This window comes from Methylophilus sp. DMC16 (assembly GCF_056314045.1).
Map to the genome: position 1 here is coordinate 569,420 of NZ_JBQUZC010000001.1, position 17,165 is coordinate 586,584.

General features: G+C 51.9%; 12 protein-coding genes. 6 read left to right on the top strand and 6 right to left on the bottom strand.

Translation table 11 applies throughout. From position 1 onward, the window contains the following. Positions 1-505 precede the first annotated feature (505 nt). From hrpA to ACT53D_RS02840, 5 genes are all read left to right on the top strand, one after another. Positions 506-4,498 carry an ATP-dependent RNA helicase HrpA gene (hrpA, locus tag ACT53D_RS02820; protein WP_476155572.1) on the top strand — a complete coding sequence of 1,331 codons (3,993 nt, stop codon included), beginning with the start codon at positions 506-508 and terminating at the stop codon, positions 4,496-4,498. A 39-nt stretch (positions 4,499-4,537) separates the two neighbouring features. Next, on the top strand, positions 4,538-5,455 hold the full coding sequence (locus tag ACT53D_RS02825; RefSeq protein ID WP_194747944.1) for a hypothetical protein: 918 nt from the start codon (positions 4,538-4,540) through the stop codon (positions 5,453-5,455). A 15-nt stretch (positions 5,456-5,470) separates the two neighbouring features. Next, entirely contained in the window at positions 5,471-7,033 is a 1,563-nt protein-coding gene (locus tag ACT53D_RS02830; protein WP_476154385.1) for a DUF4118 domain-containing protein, read from the top strand. Next, positions 7,030-7,722 (top strand): response regulator transcription factor, encoded by a 693-nt coding sequence (locus tag ACT53D_RS02835; protein WP_338654494.1) that lies wholly within the window; start codon positions 7,030-7,032, stop codon positions 7,720-7,722. Before ACT53D_RS02830 ends, ACT53D_RS02835 begins: the two co-directional genes overlap by 4 nt. 106 nt (positions 7,723-7,828) lie before the next feature. Next, positions 7,829-9,709, top strand: coding sequence for a potassium transporter Kup (locus ACT53D_RS02840; protein ID WP_194747939.1), 1,881 nt, complete (start codon positions 7,829-7,831; stop codon positions 9,707-9,709). Between the two features lie 126 nt (positions 9,710-9,835). Here ACT53D_RS02840 and ACT53D_RS02845 read toward each other — a convergent pair whose 3' ends face one another. Further along, positions 9,836-12,343 carry a methyl-accepting chemotaxis protein gene (locus ACT53D_RS02845; RefSeq protein ID WP_476154387.1) on the bottom strand — a complete coding sequence of 836 codons (2,508 nt, stop codon included), beginning with the start codon at positions 12,341-12,343 and terminating at the stop codon, positions 9,836-9,838. A gap of 334 nt (positions 12,344-12,677) precedes the next feature. Between ACT53D_RS02845 and ACT53D_RS02850 the strand changes: the two genes are divergently transcribed. Further along, positions 12,678-13,127, top strand: coding sequence for a PEP-CTERM sorting domain-containing protein (locus tag ACT53D_RS02850; RefSeq protein WP_476154389.1), 450 nt, complete (start codon positions 12,678-12,680; stop codon positions 13,125-13,127). Between the two features lie 46 nt (positions 13,128-13,173). Here the strand turns inward: ACT53D_RS02850 and ACT53D_RS02855 are convergent, their stop codons facing one another. The 5 genes from ACT53D_RS02855 to ACT53D_RS02875 all read right to left on the bottom strand — a co-directional run bounded on the left by ACT53D_RS02855 (position 13,174) and on the right by ACT53D_RS02875 (position 17,165). Continuing rightward, complete coding sequence (locus tag ACT53D_RS02855; RefSeq protein ID WP_194747935.1) at positions 13,174-13,491, bottom strand: EF-hand domain-containing protein; 318 nt, start codon at positions 13,489-13,491, stop codon at positions 13,174-13,176. 179 nt (positions 13,492-13,670) lie between these two features. Continuing rightward, positions 13,671-14,195, bottom strand: coding sequence for a TIGR00645 family protein (locus tag ACT53D_RS02860; protein ID WP_194747933.1), 525 nt, complete (start codon positions 14,193-14,195; stop codon positions 13,671-13,673). Between the two features lie 170 nt (positions 14,196-14,365). Further along, positions 14,366-15,403 carry a CobW family GTP-binding protein gene (locus ACT53D_RS02865; RefSeq protein ID WP_476154391.1) on the bottom strand — a complete coding sequence of 346 codons (1,038 nt, stop codon included), beginning with the start codon at positions 15,401-15,403 and terminating at the stop codon, positions 14,366-14,368. Between the two features lie 122 nt (positions 15,404-15,525). Then, complete coding sequence (locus ACT53D_RS02870) at positions 15,526-16,515, bottom strand: FRG domain-containing protein (protein WP_379075794.1); 990 nt, start codon at positions 16,513-16,515, stop codon at positions 15,526-15,528. An 83-nt stretch (positions 16,516-16,598) separates the two neighbouring features. Continuing rightward, positions 16,599-17,165: a PIN domain-containing protein gene (locus ACT53D_RS02875; protein ID WP_379075797.1), complete on the bottom strand. Its 567-nt coding sequence runs from the start codon at positions 17,163-17,165 to the stop codon at positions 16,599-16,601.

Sequence of the window (17,165 nt, forward strand, 5' to 3'; positions counted from 1 at the left end):
AAAAAGAATTTTGTTTTTGTACCCTCCAAATTTCTACTATGTGAGTTTGGCGAGTCAAATCCCATTCATCACGCTGAGTAGCGGAGACAAAGTAAGAAATAAGGGAGCGACTGTCTGAGCTCCGCGGCAGCTTGCGGTGTGTGCAAGCTGCTAGGGCGAGTTTCGTGACCGCTTACTTTGTTGATAACTAAGACTGCTAAGCAGTCTGTTACGGCGTAGGCTAACTCGCGTAGCGATGTTAAGCGTAGCGGCCGTAGCCAACAACGCAAGGCAGCCGAAGGCCGGGATGGCTGGGTGCCCTCTTTTTGGTTACTTTTTTGGGGCAAGCAAAAAAAGTAACTCGCCATTAAGGCGAAAAAACATACATTAAACTAGAGAAACTTAAGTTATATGTAAGCAGCTAGGCTGCATGCCAATTCGCATGCCATGATAAAATCACCTCCCTATGACTGCCGTCTCTCCCATCCAACTCATCAGCCAACTCGAAAAACAACTCCCCCAGTGCATGCTGGCTGATCGCTTTCCGCTCAAGCGTCGTTTGCAGCAGCTACGTGATGCTTTAAAACAAAATAAACCCGTGGATAAAGCGCTGGTGGAACTTGCACACAAGGTGCAGGCTTCCCAGCAGCGTTTGCAGGCACGTCAGGCGGCGTTACCCCGGCCTGATTACCCGCCAGAGTTGCCAGTGAGTGGCAAAAAGGATGAGATTGCGGCGGCGATTGCCAAGCATCAGGTGGTGATCGTTTGTGGTGAAACCGGTTCGGGTAAGACCACACAATTACCCAAAATCTGCCTCGAGCTCGGTCGCGGGGTGAGTGGCTTGATTGGCCATACCCAGCCACGCCGGATTGCTGCGCGCTCGGTGGCGTCGCGCATTGCGCAGGAGCTGCAAAGTCCGCTCGGTGAGGTGGTCGGTTACAAGGTGCGCTTTAACGACAAGTTGTCCGAGCGCAGTTACGTCAAGTTGATGACGGACGGGATTTTGCTGGCGGAGACGCAGAGCGATAAATTCCTTAACGGCTATGACACCATCATTATCGACGAGGCGCACGAGCGCAGCCTGAATATTGATTTTCTGTTGGGCTATCTCAAACAGTTACTCCCCAAGCGGCCAGATTTGAAAATCATCGTCACCTCGGCGACGATTGATGCAGACCGCTTCTCGAACCACTTTGATGGCGCGCCAGTGATTGAAGTGTCTGGCCGGACTTATCCGGTGGAAATCCGTTACCGGCCGCTGGGCAACAAAACCACCATGGTGGCCGTGGAAGTGCCGATTGATGACGGGCTGGATGACATAGACCGTTTTGCGCAGGACCTGATGGGCATCAAGCGCAAGCCGCCGCGTACCGAGACGCGCTGGCTGGAAGAGGATGACGAAGAGGAAGTCATGGAAGATGCCATCCTCGATACCGCCGAGGATTTGTTGCGTCTGGGGGATGGCGATATTCTGGTGTTTTTGCCGGGTGAGCGTGAAATCCGTGATACCGCCGAGCATCTGCGTAAATACCAGGGCCGCTCGCCCAAGCTGAAGTCGATTGAGATTTTGCCGCTATTCGCGCGCTTGAGCATAGAGGACCAGCAAAAGATTTTCCGGCCCAGCGGCCAGCGCCGCATTGTGCTGGCGACCAACGTGGCGGAAACCTCGCTAACCGTGCCTGGTATCAAGTATGTGATTGATACCGGACTGGCCCGAGTCAACCGCTATAGCCCACGCGCCAAGGTCGAGCAATTGCAGATTGAAAAAATTTCGCAAGCGGCGGCCAAGCAGCGGGCAGGGCGCTGCGGGCGTGTGTCTAACGGCATTTGCGTGCGCTTGTACGGCGAGGATGATTTTAACCAGCGTCCGGCGTTTACCGATCCCGAGATTCTGCGTAGCTCGCTGGCCAGTGTAATTTTGCGCATGGCGGATTTACGGCTGGGGGATGTCGGTGAATTCCCGTTTATTGAGGCGCCTTCTTCACGCCTGATCAGCGATGGCTATCAGTTGCTGCAGGAGCTGGGGGCGGTGACCGAGCGTCGGGAGATTACCGAGCTGGGTCGGCAGATGGCGCGCTTGCCGCTGGATCCGCGTGTGGCGCGCATGATTCTGACCGCAAAAAAAGAAGGCTGTGTGCGTGAGATTCTGATTATTGCCAGCGTACTCAGCATCCAGGATCCGCGTGAGCGGCCCATGGATAAACGCGAGGCCGCCGACAATGCGCATGCCAAATTCAAGGCGGATGATTCTGATTTTATGAGTTATCTCAAGCTATGGGACTGGTATGAGCAGGCGCTCAAAAGCAAAAAGTCCAACCGTGATTTGCTCAATCAGTGCCATCAGAACTTTCTCTCCTTTTTGCGCCTGAAGGAATGGCGTGAGCTGCATGCGCAGTTGCTGGAAATGGTGGATGAGCTTGATATCAAGCCCAATCAGCAAGAAGCGAATTATGCGCAAATCCATCGTGCGTTACTGTCCGGCTTGCTTGGCAATATCGGCTTTAAAGATGGCGATAGCGAGACCTATGCCGGCGCGCGCGGGATCCGCTTTACCGTTGCACCGGGCTCGGTGCTCAAGAAAAACCGCCCCAAGTGGGTGATGGCCGCCGAGTTAGTCGACACCACCAAGCTGTATGCCCGTTGCGTTGCAAAAATTGACCCGGACTGGATAGAACCAATTGCGCATGAAGGCGGCGGCCGTGGCATTACACAAAGCCATTACAGCGACCCGCGCTGGGACCGCAAAACCGCGCAAGTGGTGGCTTGGGAGCGCGTGAGCTTGTACGGGCTGACCATTGTGCCCAAACGCCGCGTACATTATGGGCCGATTGCGCCGACCGAAGCGCGTGAAATTTTTATCCGTGAAGCCCTGGCCAATATGGAGTTTGACACGCGGGCCCCGTTTTTTGAAGCTAACCGTCGCCTGATCGCCGAAGTGGAGGCGCTGGAACATAAAGCCAGACGTCAGGACGTGCTGGTCGACGAACACCAGTTGTTTGTATTTTATGACCAGGTGGTGCCGTCGATTGCAGACCCTTACCGTGTCTATAATGGCGCTGCGTTTGAAAAGTGGCGGCAGGACGCTGAAAAAGCCAATCCCAAGGTGTTGTACCTGACGCGCGAATCGCTGATGCGCCATGGCGCCAGTGCCATTACCGAGATACAGTTTCCCGAGACCATGGTGGTAGACGGCGAAGTCGTGCCACTTAAATACCGCTTTGAACCCGGGCATGTGCTGGATGGGGTGACGGCGACGATACCGCTGGCCTTGCTCAATCAGCTTGATGCTACCGTCACTGAATGGCTGGTGCCGGGCATGGTGCGTGACAAGGTGACGGCACTGATAAAAGCCTTGCCCAAAACCCTGCGCCGCGTCTGTGTCCCAGTGCCGGAGTTTGTGACCGGCTTCCTCGAAGCCAAACAGACTGCGCAGCCATTACTGCCCGCTCTGGCTGAGTTTATCCAGCAAAAAACCGGGCTTAAGCTCAAGCCGGAAGAGTTTGACCTGGCGGGCCTGGAACCGCATCACCGCATGAACTTTAGCGTGGTTGACGAAAAAGGCCGTGAGCTAGGCATGGGCCGCGACTGGAACCAGCTCAAAAAACAACTGGGCTCGGCCGCGCAACTGACGTTTAGAACCGGCTCGCCCGGCATTGAAAAATCCGGGCTCAAGCAGTGGGATTTTGGCGACTTGCCAGCCACCCTTACCTTTAGCAAAGATGGTCGCCAACTGACCGGCTATCCGGGCCTGGAAGACAATGGTGACAGCGTGGCCATCAAACTGTTTGATACGCCAGAAGCTGCCTTGGCCGCTCACCGTAAAGGCGTCTGCCGCCTGATGCGTTTTGAGCTCAAGGAGCAGGTCAAACAACTGGAAAAAGGCCTGCCAGGCTTTAACCAGTATGCCTTGCTGTTGCGCGCCATCATGAATCCTGACCAGTTGCGTGAAGACATGCTGCAATGTATTGCTGACCGCGCCTTTATTGCCGAGGACGACTTGCCGCGCAGCAATGCCGAGTTTATGCAACTGAAAACACGGGCGCGTACGCGTTTGCCAGCGGTGACCGAGGCGCTGACCCGGCAGGCGCAACTGATTGCCAATGAGTATCAGGTGCTGGTTGCCCAGTTACAGAAAATGACGCCGGTGACGCAGAAAATCAAACGCGAGTGCGAGCAACAATTACAGGGTTTGTTGTATCCCGGTTTTTTTAGCCAGACCCCGTGGGAGCAATTGCCGCACTTGCCGCGTTATCTCAAGGCGATCAAGCTGCGCATAGACAAATATCCGACCAGCATAGAGCGTGATGGCCGCCATGCGCAGGCGCTGGTACAACTGGAGCAGCGCTGGCAGCAAAAAATTGAGCAATTGCGCAAGGCGCATCTGCCTGTAACCAACCAGTTACAAGACTTTGCGTGGCAATTACAGGAGTTGCGTGTATCATTATTTGCGCAGGAATTAAGGACGCCTTATCCTGTCTCAATCAAACGTCTTGAAAAACTCTGGCAAGAAATGCAATAGTATCGCGTGACCACTGCTAACCTGTGACCAACCCTGTTCATGCAGCCTTCTCCCTTTGAACCATTTAGTACGCCTAACTGGCTAAAGCCCAAGCAACGCGAGCGCGTGTTGCGCATCCCGGCACGCCTGATGTGGGCGATTTTGGTGTCGCTGCTGATACACGCCATCCTGTTCTGGGGCTTTTTACTCGATTTGCTCAAGCCGCTTGAGGAGCCCGCGCAAGCGCCGCTGAATATTGTGCTCGACTTGGGTGTGCCGGCGCCGACCAAACCCAAAGTGGTCTCGCCGCCACCTGAGATTCCGCCCACTCCGCAACCGCGGCCCGAGCCTAAACCAAAGCCACCGCCCAAATCTGAGCTCAAGCTGCCTAAAAAGATTATTCAGTCACAGCGGCCGGATAGCGCCTTTAAATTGCCGGAGCCCAAGCCGCAACCCAGGCCAGAGCCTACGCCAAACTTGCCGCCACCGCCGGTGGAAGACTTTTCAAGTTTTATCAAGCGCAAGCAGACCGACCGTTATGCGGATGAAATCTCAGCCAAACAGGCCAATGATGCTGCTGCAGCGGCCGAGCGTGGTCCTTCCGAGGATGAGCGCCGCACCAAAAACATCATGAACAATCTCAAGTTCGGTACCAACGGCTTGTTCCAGATCCGCCGCATGGATCCCTTGAATGCAACCTTCAGCTTCAAGGGCTGGGTCAATGATTACACCTCGGCCAATACGCAGTACTACGAGGTGGAAGCGCGCAGTGGTGAAGATATCCGCCTGGTGATGGTCAGACGAATGATCAGTATCATCCGTGAGCACTATAACGGTGATTTTGACTGGATATCCAACCGCCTGGGCCGTACTGTCACGCTTTCAGCGCGGCCTGCTGACAGCGCGGGTCTCGAAGACTTTTTGATGAAAGAGTTCTTTGGGCCCAATTATAAAAATCAGGATATTTACGGCCGCTAGCGCCCGGAGCAGCAGATGGCAGACGGCTTTGTTAACCCCACAACGTCGCATCGGCCAGACTGGCAATATCAGCTGGTGTTGTGGTCGGGCATGGCCCTCACCACCTGGGTGGGTGTCTGGCATTTTGCCAGCCTGGGTGTCACGCTGCTCACCTTGCTGTATATGCTATGGGTGTTGTGGGCGGCCTATTTCCTGCACTTTGCCACCGCCATGCTGACGGCGATTGCCGCTGTCCTGCTGATCAATTACTGTTTTATTGAACCGCTGTACACCTTGCGCGTGGCTAGCCTGCAATCGTGGGTGATGCTCATGGTGTTTGCCGTGCTGGCATTGACGGTGAGCCGGGCCATGCAACAGCTCAAGCGGCAAAGGCAACAGGCACAATTGGCCGCACAACAATCCCGTTTTTTTCAATCACTGGCTGAAGTGTTATCCAGCCACTTGAGCGTTGCAGCGTTGTTGCAGGCCGCTTGCCAGCATGTGCAACAGGGATTTGGCTGGCAGGTTTGTGTGGTGCAATTGGCGCCCGACATGCAATTGCAGCGACTGGCCGGTGAGTCCACGCTGCTTGTACAGCCTTCCAGTGTGCAATGGGCACTCGATTACCAGCGTGCCATCGGCGCAGGCACTCAGGATTGGCCAGCGCTGGGTCAATGTTTATTACCGTTTGGTTTCCCGCAGCACGAAGTGCTGGTGGTGGCTGTGCCTGTCGGTCACGCGCCAGACCTGCATTTTTTACAGCGGTTGGTACAACAATGTGCTGACGCCACGCTCAAGCTCAGGCAGCAGATTGCCCTGGCAGACGCCGCCCGCGAGACCACTGAGGCCCAGTTCAAAAAATCGCTGCTGACCGCCTTGTCGCATGACATGCGTACGCCACTGACGGCGATTTTAGGCGCGGCCAATGTGCTGGCCGACCAGCAGATTACGCTGGCACCCGCACAGTCCACACAGTTACTGCAAAGCATCCTGGCAGAAGCCGGTTATTTAAGCCAGGCCACAGAAAATATCCTGACTCTGGTCAAGCTGGAAGCGGGCGAGCGCGCCTTGCATCGCGAATGGCAATCGTTGCAAGAGGTGGTACAACATGTGATGCACCGCTACTTGCAGCGCACGCCCCCCGTATCACTGGCGTTTGCCGCTGTTGCAGAGGGCGAAGAATGGCTGGTGCATATGGATGCGGTGCTGGTGGCGCATGCGCTCTCTAATCTGGTGGATAACGCCTTGCAATGGCGCAGCACTGAGACGCCCGTGGCATTGCAGCTGGCAAGGGAAGCGGATTGGCTGGTACTGTCGGTGATCAACGAAGGTCCCGGCTTTGCACCAGATTTTGAGATTGCCTCGTTTCACTCGCGCCGTCCTGCGGGCAGTGGTAGCCGTGGCTTTGGCCTTGGCCTGAGTATCGTCAATACCATCATGCAGTTGCATCAAGGGCAATTGCAACTGACGCAGCAGTCAGATCAGCCCCCATTAAATGCAGGCCCGTTAGATAAAACGGCAGTCGCCCGGCGCACCTGTGTGCGTATGTTGTTTCCATTTGTGCCCGCTACCAGCTTGAGTGCAGGGGAAGCCGGATGAGCCAACCAGTCGATCATTCTACGCACCCACATCTGTTGCTGGTCGAAGATGATCCGGGTGTTTACCAGTTTCTGCTGCCCGCGCTGTCTGCGCATGGCTATCACGTGCAGCATGCACGTGACCTGGCTCAGGCCAGGCAGGCCAGCGGCTTTGCCATGGTGATACTCGACCTTGGCTTGCCAGACGGGCAGGGCGAACAACTGATTCCGCATCTGCGCAGTTATTCCGATGTGCCGATACTGGTGCTGTCCGCACGGCAGGATGAGGCAGACAAAGTGCAATGTCTTAATCTGGGCGCAGATGACTATCTGATGAAGCCTTTTGGCTTGCAGGAGTTGCTGGCCAGATTACAGGCGGCCCTGAGGCGTTCTGCCATGATGCAAATGCGCGACCATGTGTATCAGCACGCCGGGGTCAGCGTCAACCGTGCCACCGGAATTGTGACCAAGGCTGGTGCGCCCTTGCACCTGACGCCCATCGAGCACGCCTTGCTCATGCAACTGGCCAGCAAACCTGGCAGCATTTTTACCCATGCGCAATTGCTGCAAGCGGTGTGGGGGCCAGAATATCTCAACGATACGCAATACCTGCGTATTCACATCGGCCGTTTACGCGCCAAGCTCGAAGATCAGCCCGCTGAGCCTAAAGTGGTGTTAACCGAGCTGGGGATCGGCTACCGGCTGGCTTAATCATTGTCGCCATGACCATAGGCGTTGTAAACATTGCATCATGTATATGCGATTGATATACGCCTGATTGCACACTTGCGCCATCAATCAACCATAAGGGGATGTGATGGAAACGTTTTCCACCAAAAAAAGCAGTCTGGCCGCCTTGGCCTTAGGGGCGATCGGTGTCGTCTATGGCGATATCGGAACCAGTCCGCTCTATACCGTACAGGTCATTTTTAGCGAGAGCACCGGTGTGCCGCTCAACCAGCCCAATATCCTTGGCGCGATTTCGTCTATTTTCTGGTTACTCATGTTTGTGGTGACGTTTAAATACGTCCTGCTCGTGCTGCGGGCTCATAACAAAGGCGAGGGCGGCGTCATGGCCTTGCTGTCGCTGGCGGTCTCCAGCTTGCGTCCACAAGACAAGCGTAGCACTGTGCTGTTATTACTCGGCGTCCTCGGGGCGGCGCTGTTTTATGGCGACAGTGTCCTGACGCCGGCCATTTCGGTGCTGTCTGCCGTAGAAGGCCTGCAAGTGGCGTCGCCCACCCTGGCTGCGCAGGTGCTGCCGATCTCAATCGGCATCCTGATCGGCTTGTTCTGGGTTCAGCGCCATGGCACGCATGCCGTCGGGCGTTTTTTTGGCCCGGTGGTCATTAGCTGGTTTCTGGCGCTGGCCTGTATCGGTGTCTGGCAAATTAGCCAGGCGCCAGAAGTATTGCAGGCCATTCATCCGCAGTATGCCTGGCAGTTTCTGCAATCACGCGGGGCTGGTGTGTTTATCGCCATTGGCGCCATCTTGCTGGCCGTGACCGGGGCCGAGGCCTTGTATGCAGACATGGGTCACTTTGGCCGTCCGGCCATTCAGTTGGCCTGGCTGGGCTTGGTATTTCCGTGCCTGATTTTAAATTATCTGGGCCAGGGCGCCTTGCTGCTGCATCATCCTGAAGCCGTCAACAATCCGTTTTACCTGTCGTTTCCCGAGCCCTTGCTGATTCCCGCCGTGATTTTGGCCACTCTGGCCACCATTATTGCCTCGCAAGCAGTGATTTCTGGCGCTTTCTCCATGACACGTCAGGCGATTCAATTAGGGTTTTTGCCTCGTATGCGCATTATTCACACTTCAGCCAGCGAGTCCGGCCAAATCTACATGCCCTCCGTCAACTGGGCGCTGCTGATCGCCGTCATCATTGTCTGTCTGGCTTTCCAAAGCTCATCGGCACTGGCCTCGGCCTATGGCATTGCCGTGACGGGCACCATGCTGATTACCACCATCCTGATGTTTATCGTTATGTGCAAGCGCTGGCAGTTTCCGCTGTGGCTGGCAGGCTTGTTGACGGCCGTATTGGCGAGCGTAGATGGTATTTTGCTCAGTTCTGCCTCCATGAAGTTTATGCAAGGTGGCTGGTTTCCGGTTGCGCTCAGTGTGGTGTTGATCCTGTTCATGACCACCTGGAAAAAAGGCCGTTTTAGCCTGCTCAACGGCATTGCGCAGTCTGACCCCAAATTGCTGCCTTTTATCGAGTCCCTGGCACACTGTACGCTGCCCCGCGTCCAGCGCACGGCCGTCTACATGGTCTCCAATCTTGAGACTGTGCCGCAAGCGCTGTTACACAACCTCAAGCATAACCAGGTGCTGCATCAGCATAACCTGTTTGTGAATGTCACGTTTGAGGAGGTGCCGTTTATGAGCGCAGAAGAGCGTGTAAGGGTGACGCGGCTGGCAGAAGGCTTCTGGCAAATCCAGTTACGGTATGGCTTTATGCAACATCCTGATATTCCGCAAGCCTTGCGCTCGGTGGCGCTGGATGGCAAGACGCTGGATCCGTTCACCAATTCTTATTTCTTGAGCCGCGAGATTATCGTGCCGGATGTAGGTGGTGCCATGCCACGCTGGCGTGACCAGTTATTCTCGGTGATGTCGCGCAATGCCAGCAGTGCGGTCGAGTTTTTCAATATCCCGGCCAATAGCGTGATTGAGCTGGGTAGCCGCGTGCAATTGTAGGGTGAGCCCCCTTGATCGCCAGCCAGAACAGGGCATCAAGGGGAAGCCAGCCGTTTATGCCTAAAAAGGATGCCCATACGCTCCGGGCATCCGTTTCATGACGGGTAGTGGCACTGATATGAGCCGCTACGCCCGTCTTTTTTGAGTGTTTTGTAGCGTGAACTGGTTTTGTTGTCCGGCAGTATTGCCACTGTGATTCAATTTGTAGTGACTGACTTTCTCGTTTAATTGCTCGGCCTGGTCTACCAGTGACATGGCCGCCGCGGCCGCTTCTTCGACCAGGGCGGCATTTTGTTGCGTGACTTCGTCCAGTTGCGTCACTGCAGTATTCACCTGTTCGATGCCTATGCTTTGCTCACGCGAAGCAGAAGTGATTTCAGTGATTAAGTCCGAAATTTGACGTATCGCGCCTATCATCTCGTCCATCGTACTGCCTGCCTGATTGACATACTGAGAGCCGCTCGAGACTTTTTCAGAAGAATCTACAATCAGTTGTTTAATCTCTTTGGCCGCACTGGCTGAGCGTTGGGCGAGGTTACGCACCTCACTGGCGACGACGGCAAAGCCACGGCCTTGCTCCCCCGCACGGGCGGCTTCCACGGCTGCATTCAAGGCCAGAATATTGGTCTGAAAAGCAATGCCATCAATCACTGAAATAATTTCCTCAATCCGTGACGAGCTCTCGGTAATTTCGGACATGGTGATGACCACCTTGCCAAATACCTCGCCACCGCGTGCAGCAATTTCGCTGGCTTGCGCGCTCATGCTGTTAGCCTGTTTGGCATTTTCAGCATTCTGTTTTACCGTAGAGGCAATCTGTTCCATACTGGCCGCGGTTTCTTCCAGCGAGCTGGCTTGCTCTTCTGTACGTTGAGACAAATCATTATTACCCACAGAAATCTCGCTGGCGGCGGTCTTGATGGTCTCTCCGGCAATTTTGATGGCAGCGAGGATCTCAGCCATGGTGTCGACAATACTGTTGACCCCCAGGCACAATTCCCTGATCTCTCCTTGTTTGTCATCTGTCTTGATGCGCTTGGTCAAGTCACCTGCTTTAGCTAACGCCACCACCTCTCCGGTTTCATCAACCGCCTGTTTCATGGCTTGTGCTTCTAGCATTTTGTCGGTGATGTCAGTCGCGTATTTCACCACCTTCAAGGGTTTGCCTTCCATATCCAATATCGGGTTATAACTCGCTTGTAGCCAGACCTGCTTGCCCCCTTTGCCTACACGCAGATATTGGCCGTTATCAGGTTCACCACGTGCCAGTTTTTGCCAGAACTGCTTATATTCCTGACTATTTTTATAAGCTGACTCCACAAACATACTGTGGTGGTTGCCGATGATTTCCTGCGGGCGGTAGCCAGTGACGGCTGCAAAGTTGTCATTGACATGGGTGATCGTGCCTTTTAAATCAAATTCAATCACCCCCATCACTTTGCTAATGGCCGCAATTTGTCCGTCAGAGTCTGCATTTTTAACGATTTCTGCCGTGATGTCGGTGGCGTATTTAATCACTTTCACCGGCTTGCCAGCGGCATCCAGAATCGGGTTGTAGTTGGCTTGCAACCAGATCTCTTTGCCGCCTTTGCCCAAGCGCTTGTATTGGCCGCTCAGGGCTTCGCCGCGCGCCAGTTTTTCCCAGAACTGTTTATATTCCTGACTATTTTTATAAGCCGGCTCGACAAACATACTGTGGTGATTGCCGATGATTTCCTGCGCGCTGTAACCGGTGACTGCGGCAAAAATGGGGTTTACATGTGTGATATTCCCTTTGAGGTCAAATTCAATCACGCCCATCACCTTGTTGATGGCCGAAATTTGGCCTTCAAACTGCGCATTTTTTCTTTTTTCAGCGGTGATGTCGGTGGCATATTTGACGACTTTGAACGGTTTGCCTGTCGCATCAAAAATGGGGTTGTAACTGGCTTGCAGCCAAACCTCTCGGCCGCCTTTGCCGATGCGTTTGTATTGCGCGTTATCGGCCTCACCCTTGGCCAGTTTGTCCCAAAACTGTTTATATTCCGCACTGTTTTTATAAGCGGTTTCAACAAACATGCTGTGGTGATTGCCAATGATTTCCTGCTTGCTATAGCCAGTGGCTGCGGCAAAGTTGTCATTCACGGCAATGATTCTCCCGTCCAGGTCAAACTCAATCACGCCCATCACCTTGTCGATTGCAGAAATCTGGCCTGCAAAGTCAGCGTTCTTGCGTTTTTCTGCCGAGATATCAGTGGCGTATTTGACTACCTTGAATGGTTTGCCCTGTTTATCGAGAATCGGGTTGTAGCTGGCTTGCAGCCAGATTTGTTTGCCGTCTTTGCCCTTGCGCAAATATAGGCCTTGATCTGGCTCGCCGCGCACAAGCTTTTGCCAGAGTGCCTGATATTCCGGGCTTGCCTGATCCGCGGCATCCACCAGCAGCCGATGGTGCTGGCCGACCAGCTCCTGCCTGCTATAACCCGTCAGCGCCGCAAAATTGTCGTTGACCGCAAGGATGTTTCCCTCCAGGTCAAACTCAATCACGCCCATGACTTTATCAATCGCGCGCAGTTGTCCTTCTTGATCCAGCTGCCGGAGCAGTGTTTCCTGAGAAGGTTGTTTGCCAAGCTTATTAAAAATATTCCAGTTCACTTTTACACCCTCATTGATATAAATTTATCTTGTAATTATTATCGCGATACCAATAGGATTAGAGACTAATCAGGTGTAAAGGCATGCTGGGATAAGAGACGGGTTAGTGTCTGTATTCAATAGATCAAACAAACACGCTATAGACGCTGATCCGCTGGCAGAAAGAATGCTTGAGATGGACTATCGTCGATGTATGAATCGCGACCAAGCCTGTGCTTAGTCTGATCAGGGGATTAGGCTTAAATGTTACTTTGAAGTATAATTGTTATCGTGGTAACTATATAAACAAATTGGGGATATAAATATGTTTTGGAAACTGACTTGTGCAGGGGTCATGTTTGCAGCTTTAAATGCAAATGCAGCTACGATTACAATCACAAATGGCTACGATGAGCCAGGAGCAGCTTCGGGTAAAACTGAAATCATTGACTTTGCTCCACAGAATACCGCTTTTAATCTGCTGGGCTCACTCGACCTAGACGGTGCCCTGCAGAAAAACGGTAACCAGGACTTTGTGTTTGGGCTTTACAAAAACGATACGCTGATTAAAGGCCTGGCAGATTTTACTGCTGCCAGCGGTGATGTCTATAGATTCAATTTTAGCAACCTGGCCTCAGGTACTTACAGCCTAAGATTCAACATCAATGGCGGTGGTAACTATAGCTTCAATGCGAACTTGACGCCATTTGCCTCAGTTGTCACCCCAGTGCCAGAGCCAGAAAGCATGGCTTTGATGCTCGTGGGTTTGGGCGCGATTGTCGCCCGCCGTTTTAAAAAGGCTTAATCAGCCGCATATAAAAAAGCCCCAGTGATGGGGCTTTTTTATTGGCTCAGGTTTTGTGGCTTCCCGCTGCACGCTTTTCATGCATGAGTTGATACACCTGCTCGATTTCCTTTTGCTCCGCCACATCCAGCACACCATCATGATTGGCATCCATATGCTCAAACATCTTTTTCTGATGCGTCGGGTCGCCTTGCAAATACTCTTGTAACGAAATCACACCATCGGTGTTTTCATCCAGATAGCTCAAACTGTAATTAGGCGGCAGCTTGTTGCAATCCGGTGTTGTCGCATGTTCGTCTGCATGCGTGTTTTGATACAGTGATGGAATCAAAAAAACAATAAAAGTGAAGACAGGAATTTTCATATTTAGCCACCCCAATAAAGTTGCTAATATGATTAACGCGATAGCTAACAGGTTCCTTAAACGCTGTTATTTTTGCAAGATTTAATAGGTTTCTAAGGCAACAAAAAACCCGCCGCAGCGGGTTTTGTAGTTTAGCCTTTTAAAGACAAGCAACGCTGTTCAGTCAAGCCGGGCAGGGCTTAGTGGTCATCCCCATGCCCGGCAATTTTATCCATCCAGGCAAACAACACGCCAGTGATGATAAAAGTCAGGTGGATGCCCACCAGCCAGGCCATTTGCTCGGTGCTAAACGTAGCCGTGCCCGAGCTTTGGTGTACAAAGGCCTTGAGCAGGTCGATGGCAGAAATCGCTACAATCGAGCCAATCAGTTTGAGTTTCAGGCCGGAGTAATCGACTTTACCCATCCATTCAGGGCGGTCTTCACTGTCAGCCGTATCAATGCGTGAGACAAAGTTTTCATAGCCGCTAAAAATCACCATAATCAACAAGTTACCTACCAGCGTGATATCCACCAGCGCCAGCAGCGAGAGCACGGTTTCCTGCTCGGTGAGCGAACCCAGATGCCCGGCAATATGCATAAACTCCTGGCCAAATTTAACCAATAAAATGACCAGCCCGCCGACCAGGCCGAGGTACATCGGCGCCATCAGCCAGCGGCTCTTAAAAATCAAACTCTCTAAAATTTTTTCCAAAAACTTCGCCATGAAAACTCCAAATAGAAACTACTAATTTTTCTCAATGAATGATTTTGCAGGATGAAGCGCAAGGCGCACAGAACACAGAAAATGCAGTGTACATTTCGTACATGAGGATTTCCTGAATTAATAAATGAGCCCGCGCAACACAGCGATTCGCCTGTTAAATCACTTCATTCCTAAAACTGTGTGAGCATGTCGCGCACAGCGTTTTCATCAATCCCCTTGCCAATAATCACCACGCGGCTAATTGGCTCATCTTCATCCCAGCCCTCAAGTAAGGTGGGCGGGTAGGGCGTAAAGTGCACGGCGTGAATCGCCAGCGGGGCAGGCGCATCTTCCACATGCAAAATGCCTTTCATGCGCAACAGCTTTTCACCATGCGTCTGGCACAACTTTAAAATCACACTTTTAAAATCCGCATAAGCCATCGGCTTGGGTAAATACACGGTAAACGTGCTCACCCCATCATGTGCGGGCGCCTTGGGCAAGGTGCCTTTTTTCGCCGCACTAAACCCACTGGCCGGGGCACGCAACCAACGCTGCGGGCTCGCCTGCTTGCTGGCAAAGTCGAATAAGCCTACATCAATAATCTGCATCGGGTCTATCTCACCATGCGACACAAATTGCTGGGTCGCATTCGGATTGATCTCGCTCAGCTTGGCCTGCAAGGCTTCAATCTGTTCCGGCGTGGCAGTATCGCGCTTGGTAATCAGCAACACATCCGCTACCGCCGCTTGTTTAAGCGCTTCTTTCTGCTCTGCAATCTGCTGCAAGCCATAAGCCGCATCAATCGTCACCACTACTGCATCTAACCTATAAACCGATTCAATCACCGGTTCATTCATCAGGTTGGCCAAAATCGGGCCAGGGTCAGCCATGCCAGTGGTTTCAATCACCAAGCGGTTAAACTCCGGCACTGCCTGCAAACTCCGCTTGAAAAACAAATCGCGCATGGTGTCAGCCAGCTCGTTTTTGAGTGAACAGCACAAACAGCCAGAACTCAACAACACCGTGTTATCAGCAATATGCTCGCTCTCAATGGTTTGCGAAATCTGGCTATTGGCAAAAATCTGGTCCAAACCTGCTTCGCCGAGTTCATTAATGATCACGGCTGTGTCTTTCATCGCCGGGTTATGCAGCAGTTTGTTAAGCAGGGTGGTTTTACCGCTACCCAAAAAACCAGTGAGCAGCGTGACGGGGATACGTTTATCCATAACAATTCTAATAAAACGAGTGTGGCGGTATTTTAACGCGGATGATTGTTGGTGATACTAAGTGTTTCGACTTATATGGTGATGTAGCCATAAATCACAAGAGGTTTAAAAACTATTGTCTTCTATTGGATTGGTACTCGACGAATAGTGCGAGCTCTGGCTGTGACAGGTTGCAGCATTTTTAAACGCCATTCAGTATCTGAAATAAGTGAAGATACCTTCTCGTCCGTCAGTAATCTTCTATAGTTGTTTAATGTCGTTATCTTCGTCAGTTCTTTACGTATTGTTTTTAAATGTCCTATCCTAATGCCATGAGGGTCTTTTGCGAATGACTCCAATGCTTTTTCAATAAGATCGCCAGGAATTTCTCGACAAGCAAGAATTTCCAAAGCAACGTCAGCTAGTGGGTCAGGCGGAAATAATTTCTCACCTCCAGAAAACATCTCAAGAAAGTATTCGCCGATATGTTTTTCATGATTAAAGTTCATCATTCTCACATTAGGCCAATCATCAAAAGCGTGGCAAAACGGAAGCTCTGTAACCCAAGCACATTGTTCTGTTGGTCTTGGTAAAGCCTGAGGGCCTAAAGGAAAGTAATTGCTAATCTCTAAGGGGTTTACTCTATAGATGACTCCCATTCCTGAAGTGACTGGTTGCCAGCCACTTTTAGTTTCATAGCAAGTGGCGAAAAAAGCGCTGACATTGAAGTCATCTGTAAGATCAAGGTATCCAGTTGGAATCCCATAATGTTGTGCAAGTGCAATTCGATCAAGTTTTAGTTTTTGATTAGCCGCATGGGATGTAATTGGATGATGATTAAGCTCTCGGGAAAACCACCACGATTGAGCAAGTCTAAGTACAATTCTAGCTTGATCAGAAATAGCGTATTTCCATAATTCTCCAGTGTTTTGAGAGATCATTCCCCGGGCAATAGAAGGTAACATTGGCAAGTAACGTTTATTTTGCCCACGATACAAGCTTTGTACAGCAAATGGGATTGCTCCTCCGTGATCCTCTTCCGAGTACCAGTACCAGCTTTGTTCTCGTCTGGACCTATGATCAACAAAGTCTTTTGAGATTTCAAGGAGTGTTGTAGCAGGCACTATTTGCATGAATTATTCCGATTTTAAAAAATAAAAACATTACCTACTTACAGCCCTTTGAATAATTGTGGGCAGAGTGGCCGAGCACGTATTTAAATCAACTCAGAATACTGCTTAAGCAATGAAACGGTTTGCGGTAATTGTTGTTTTTGCAAGCAGGTTAAAAACTCTTCAACAGCCATCGGTGGCTTTTTCAACGCGTTTCGTTGGTCTCTAAATGCCTTGCAGCAAATGGCGGGTGCCATGTCTATCTGGTAGTAAATAAAATCATCCGGATGAATGATTTCTATCTGAAAAGCTTTTAAGTCTTCTGCAGGAAAGTCTTTTTGGTTAAAGGTTACGATCGCATCGGCTTTGCATTTGATGGCTGCGGCCAGCACGTGGCGGTCATCTGGATCAGGCAGCGTTAAGCCTTCAATCAAGCATTCATAGCCTTCTACTTTTGCATCTGGCACGTGGCCATCCATCAGGTCGCGCACGCGCTCAAGGGTTTCACGTGGGTACTTTCCATCGCGCACAAGCGCATTTATCCACTCTTCGTGGATTGCATCTGTCCAATAGGCTTTAAATAAATCACAGTTTGCCAGACGCATTAAACTATCGCGTAGTGGCGCTGGGTAGAGCACGCAAGCGTCAAACAAGACGGCAAAGCGTGCCAT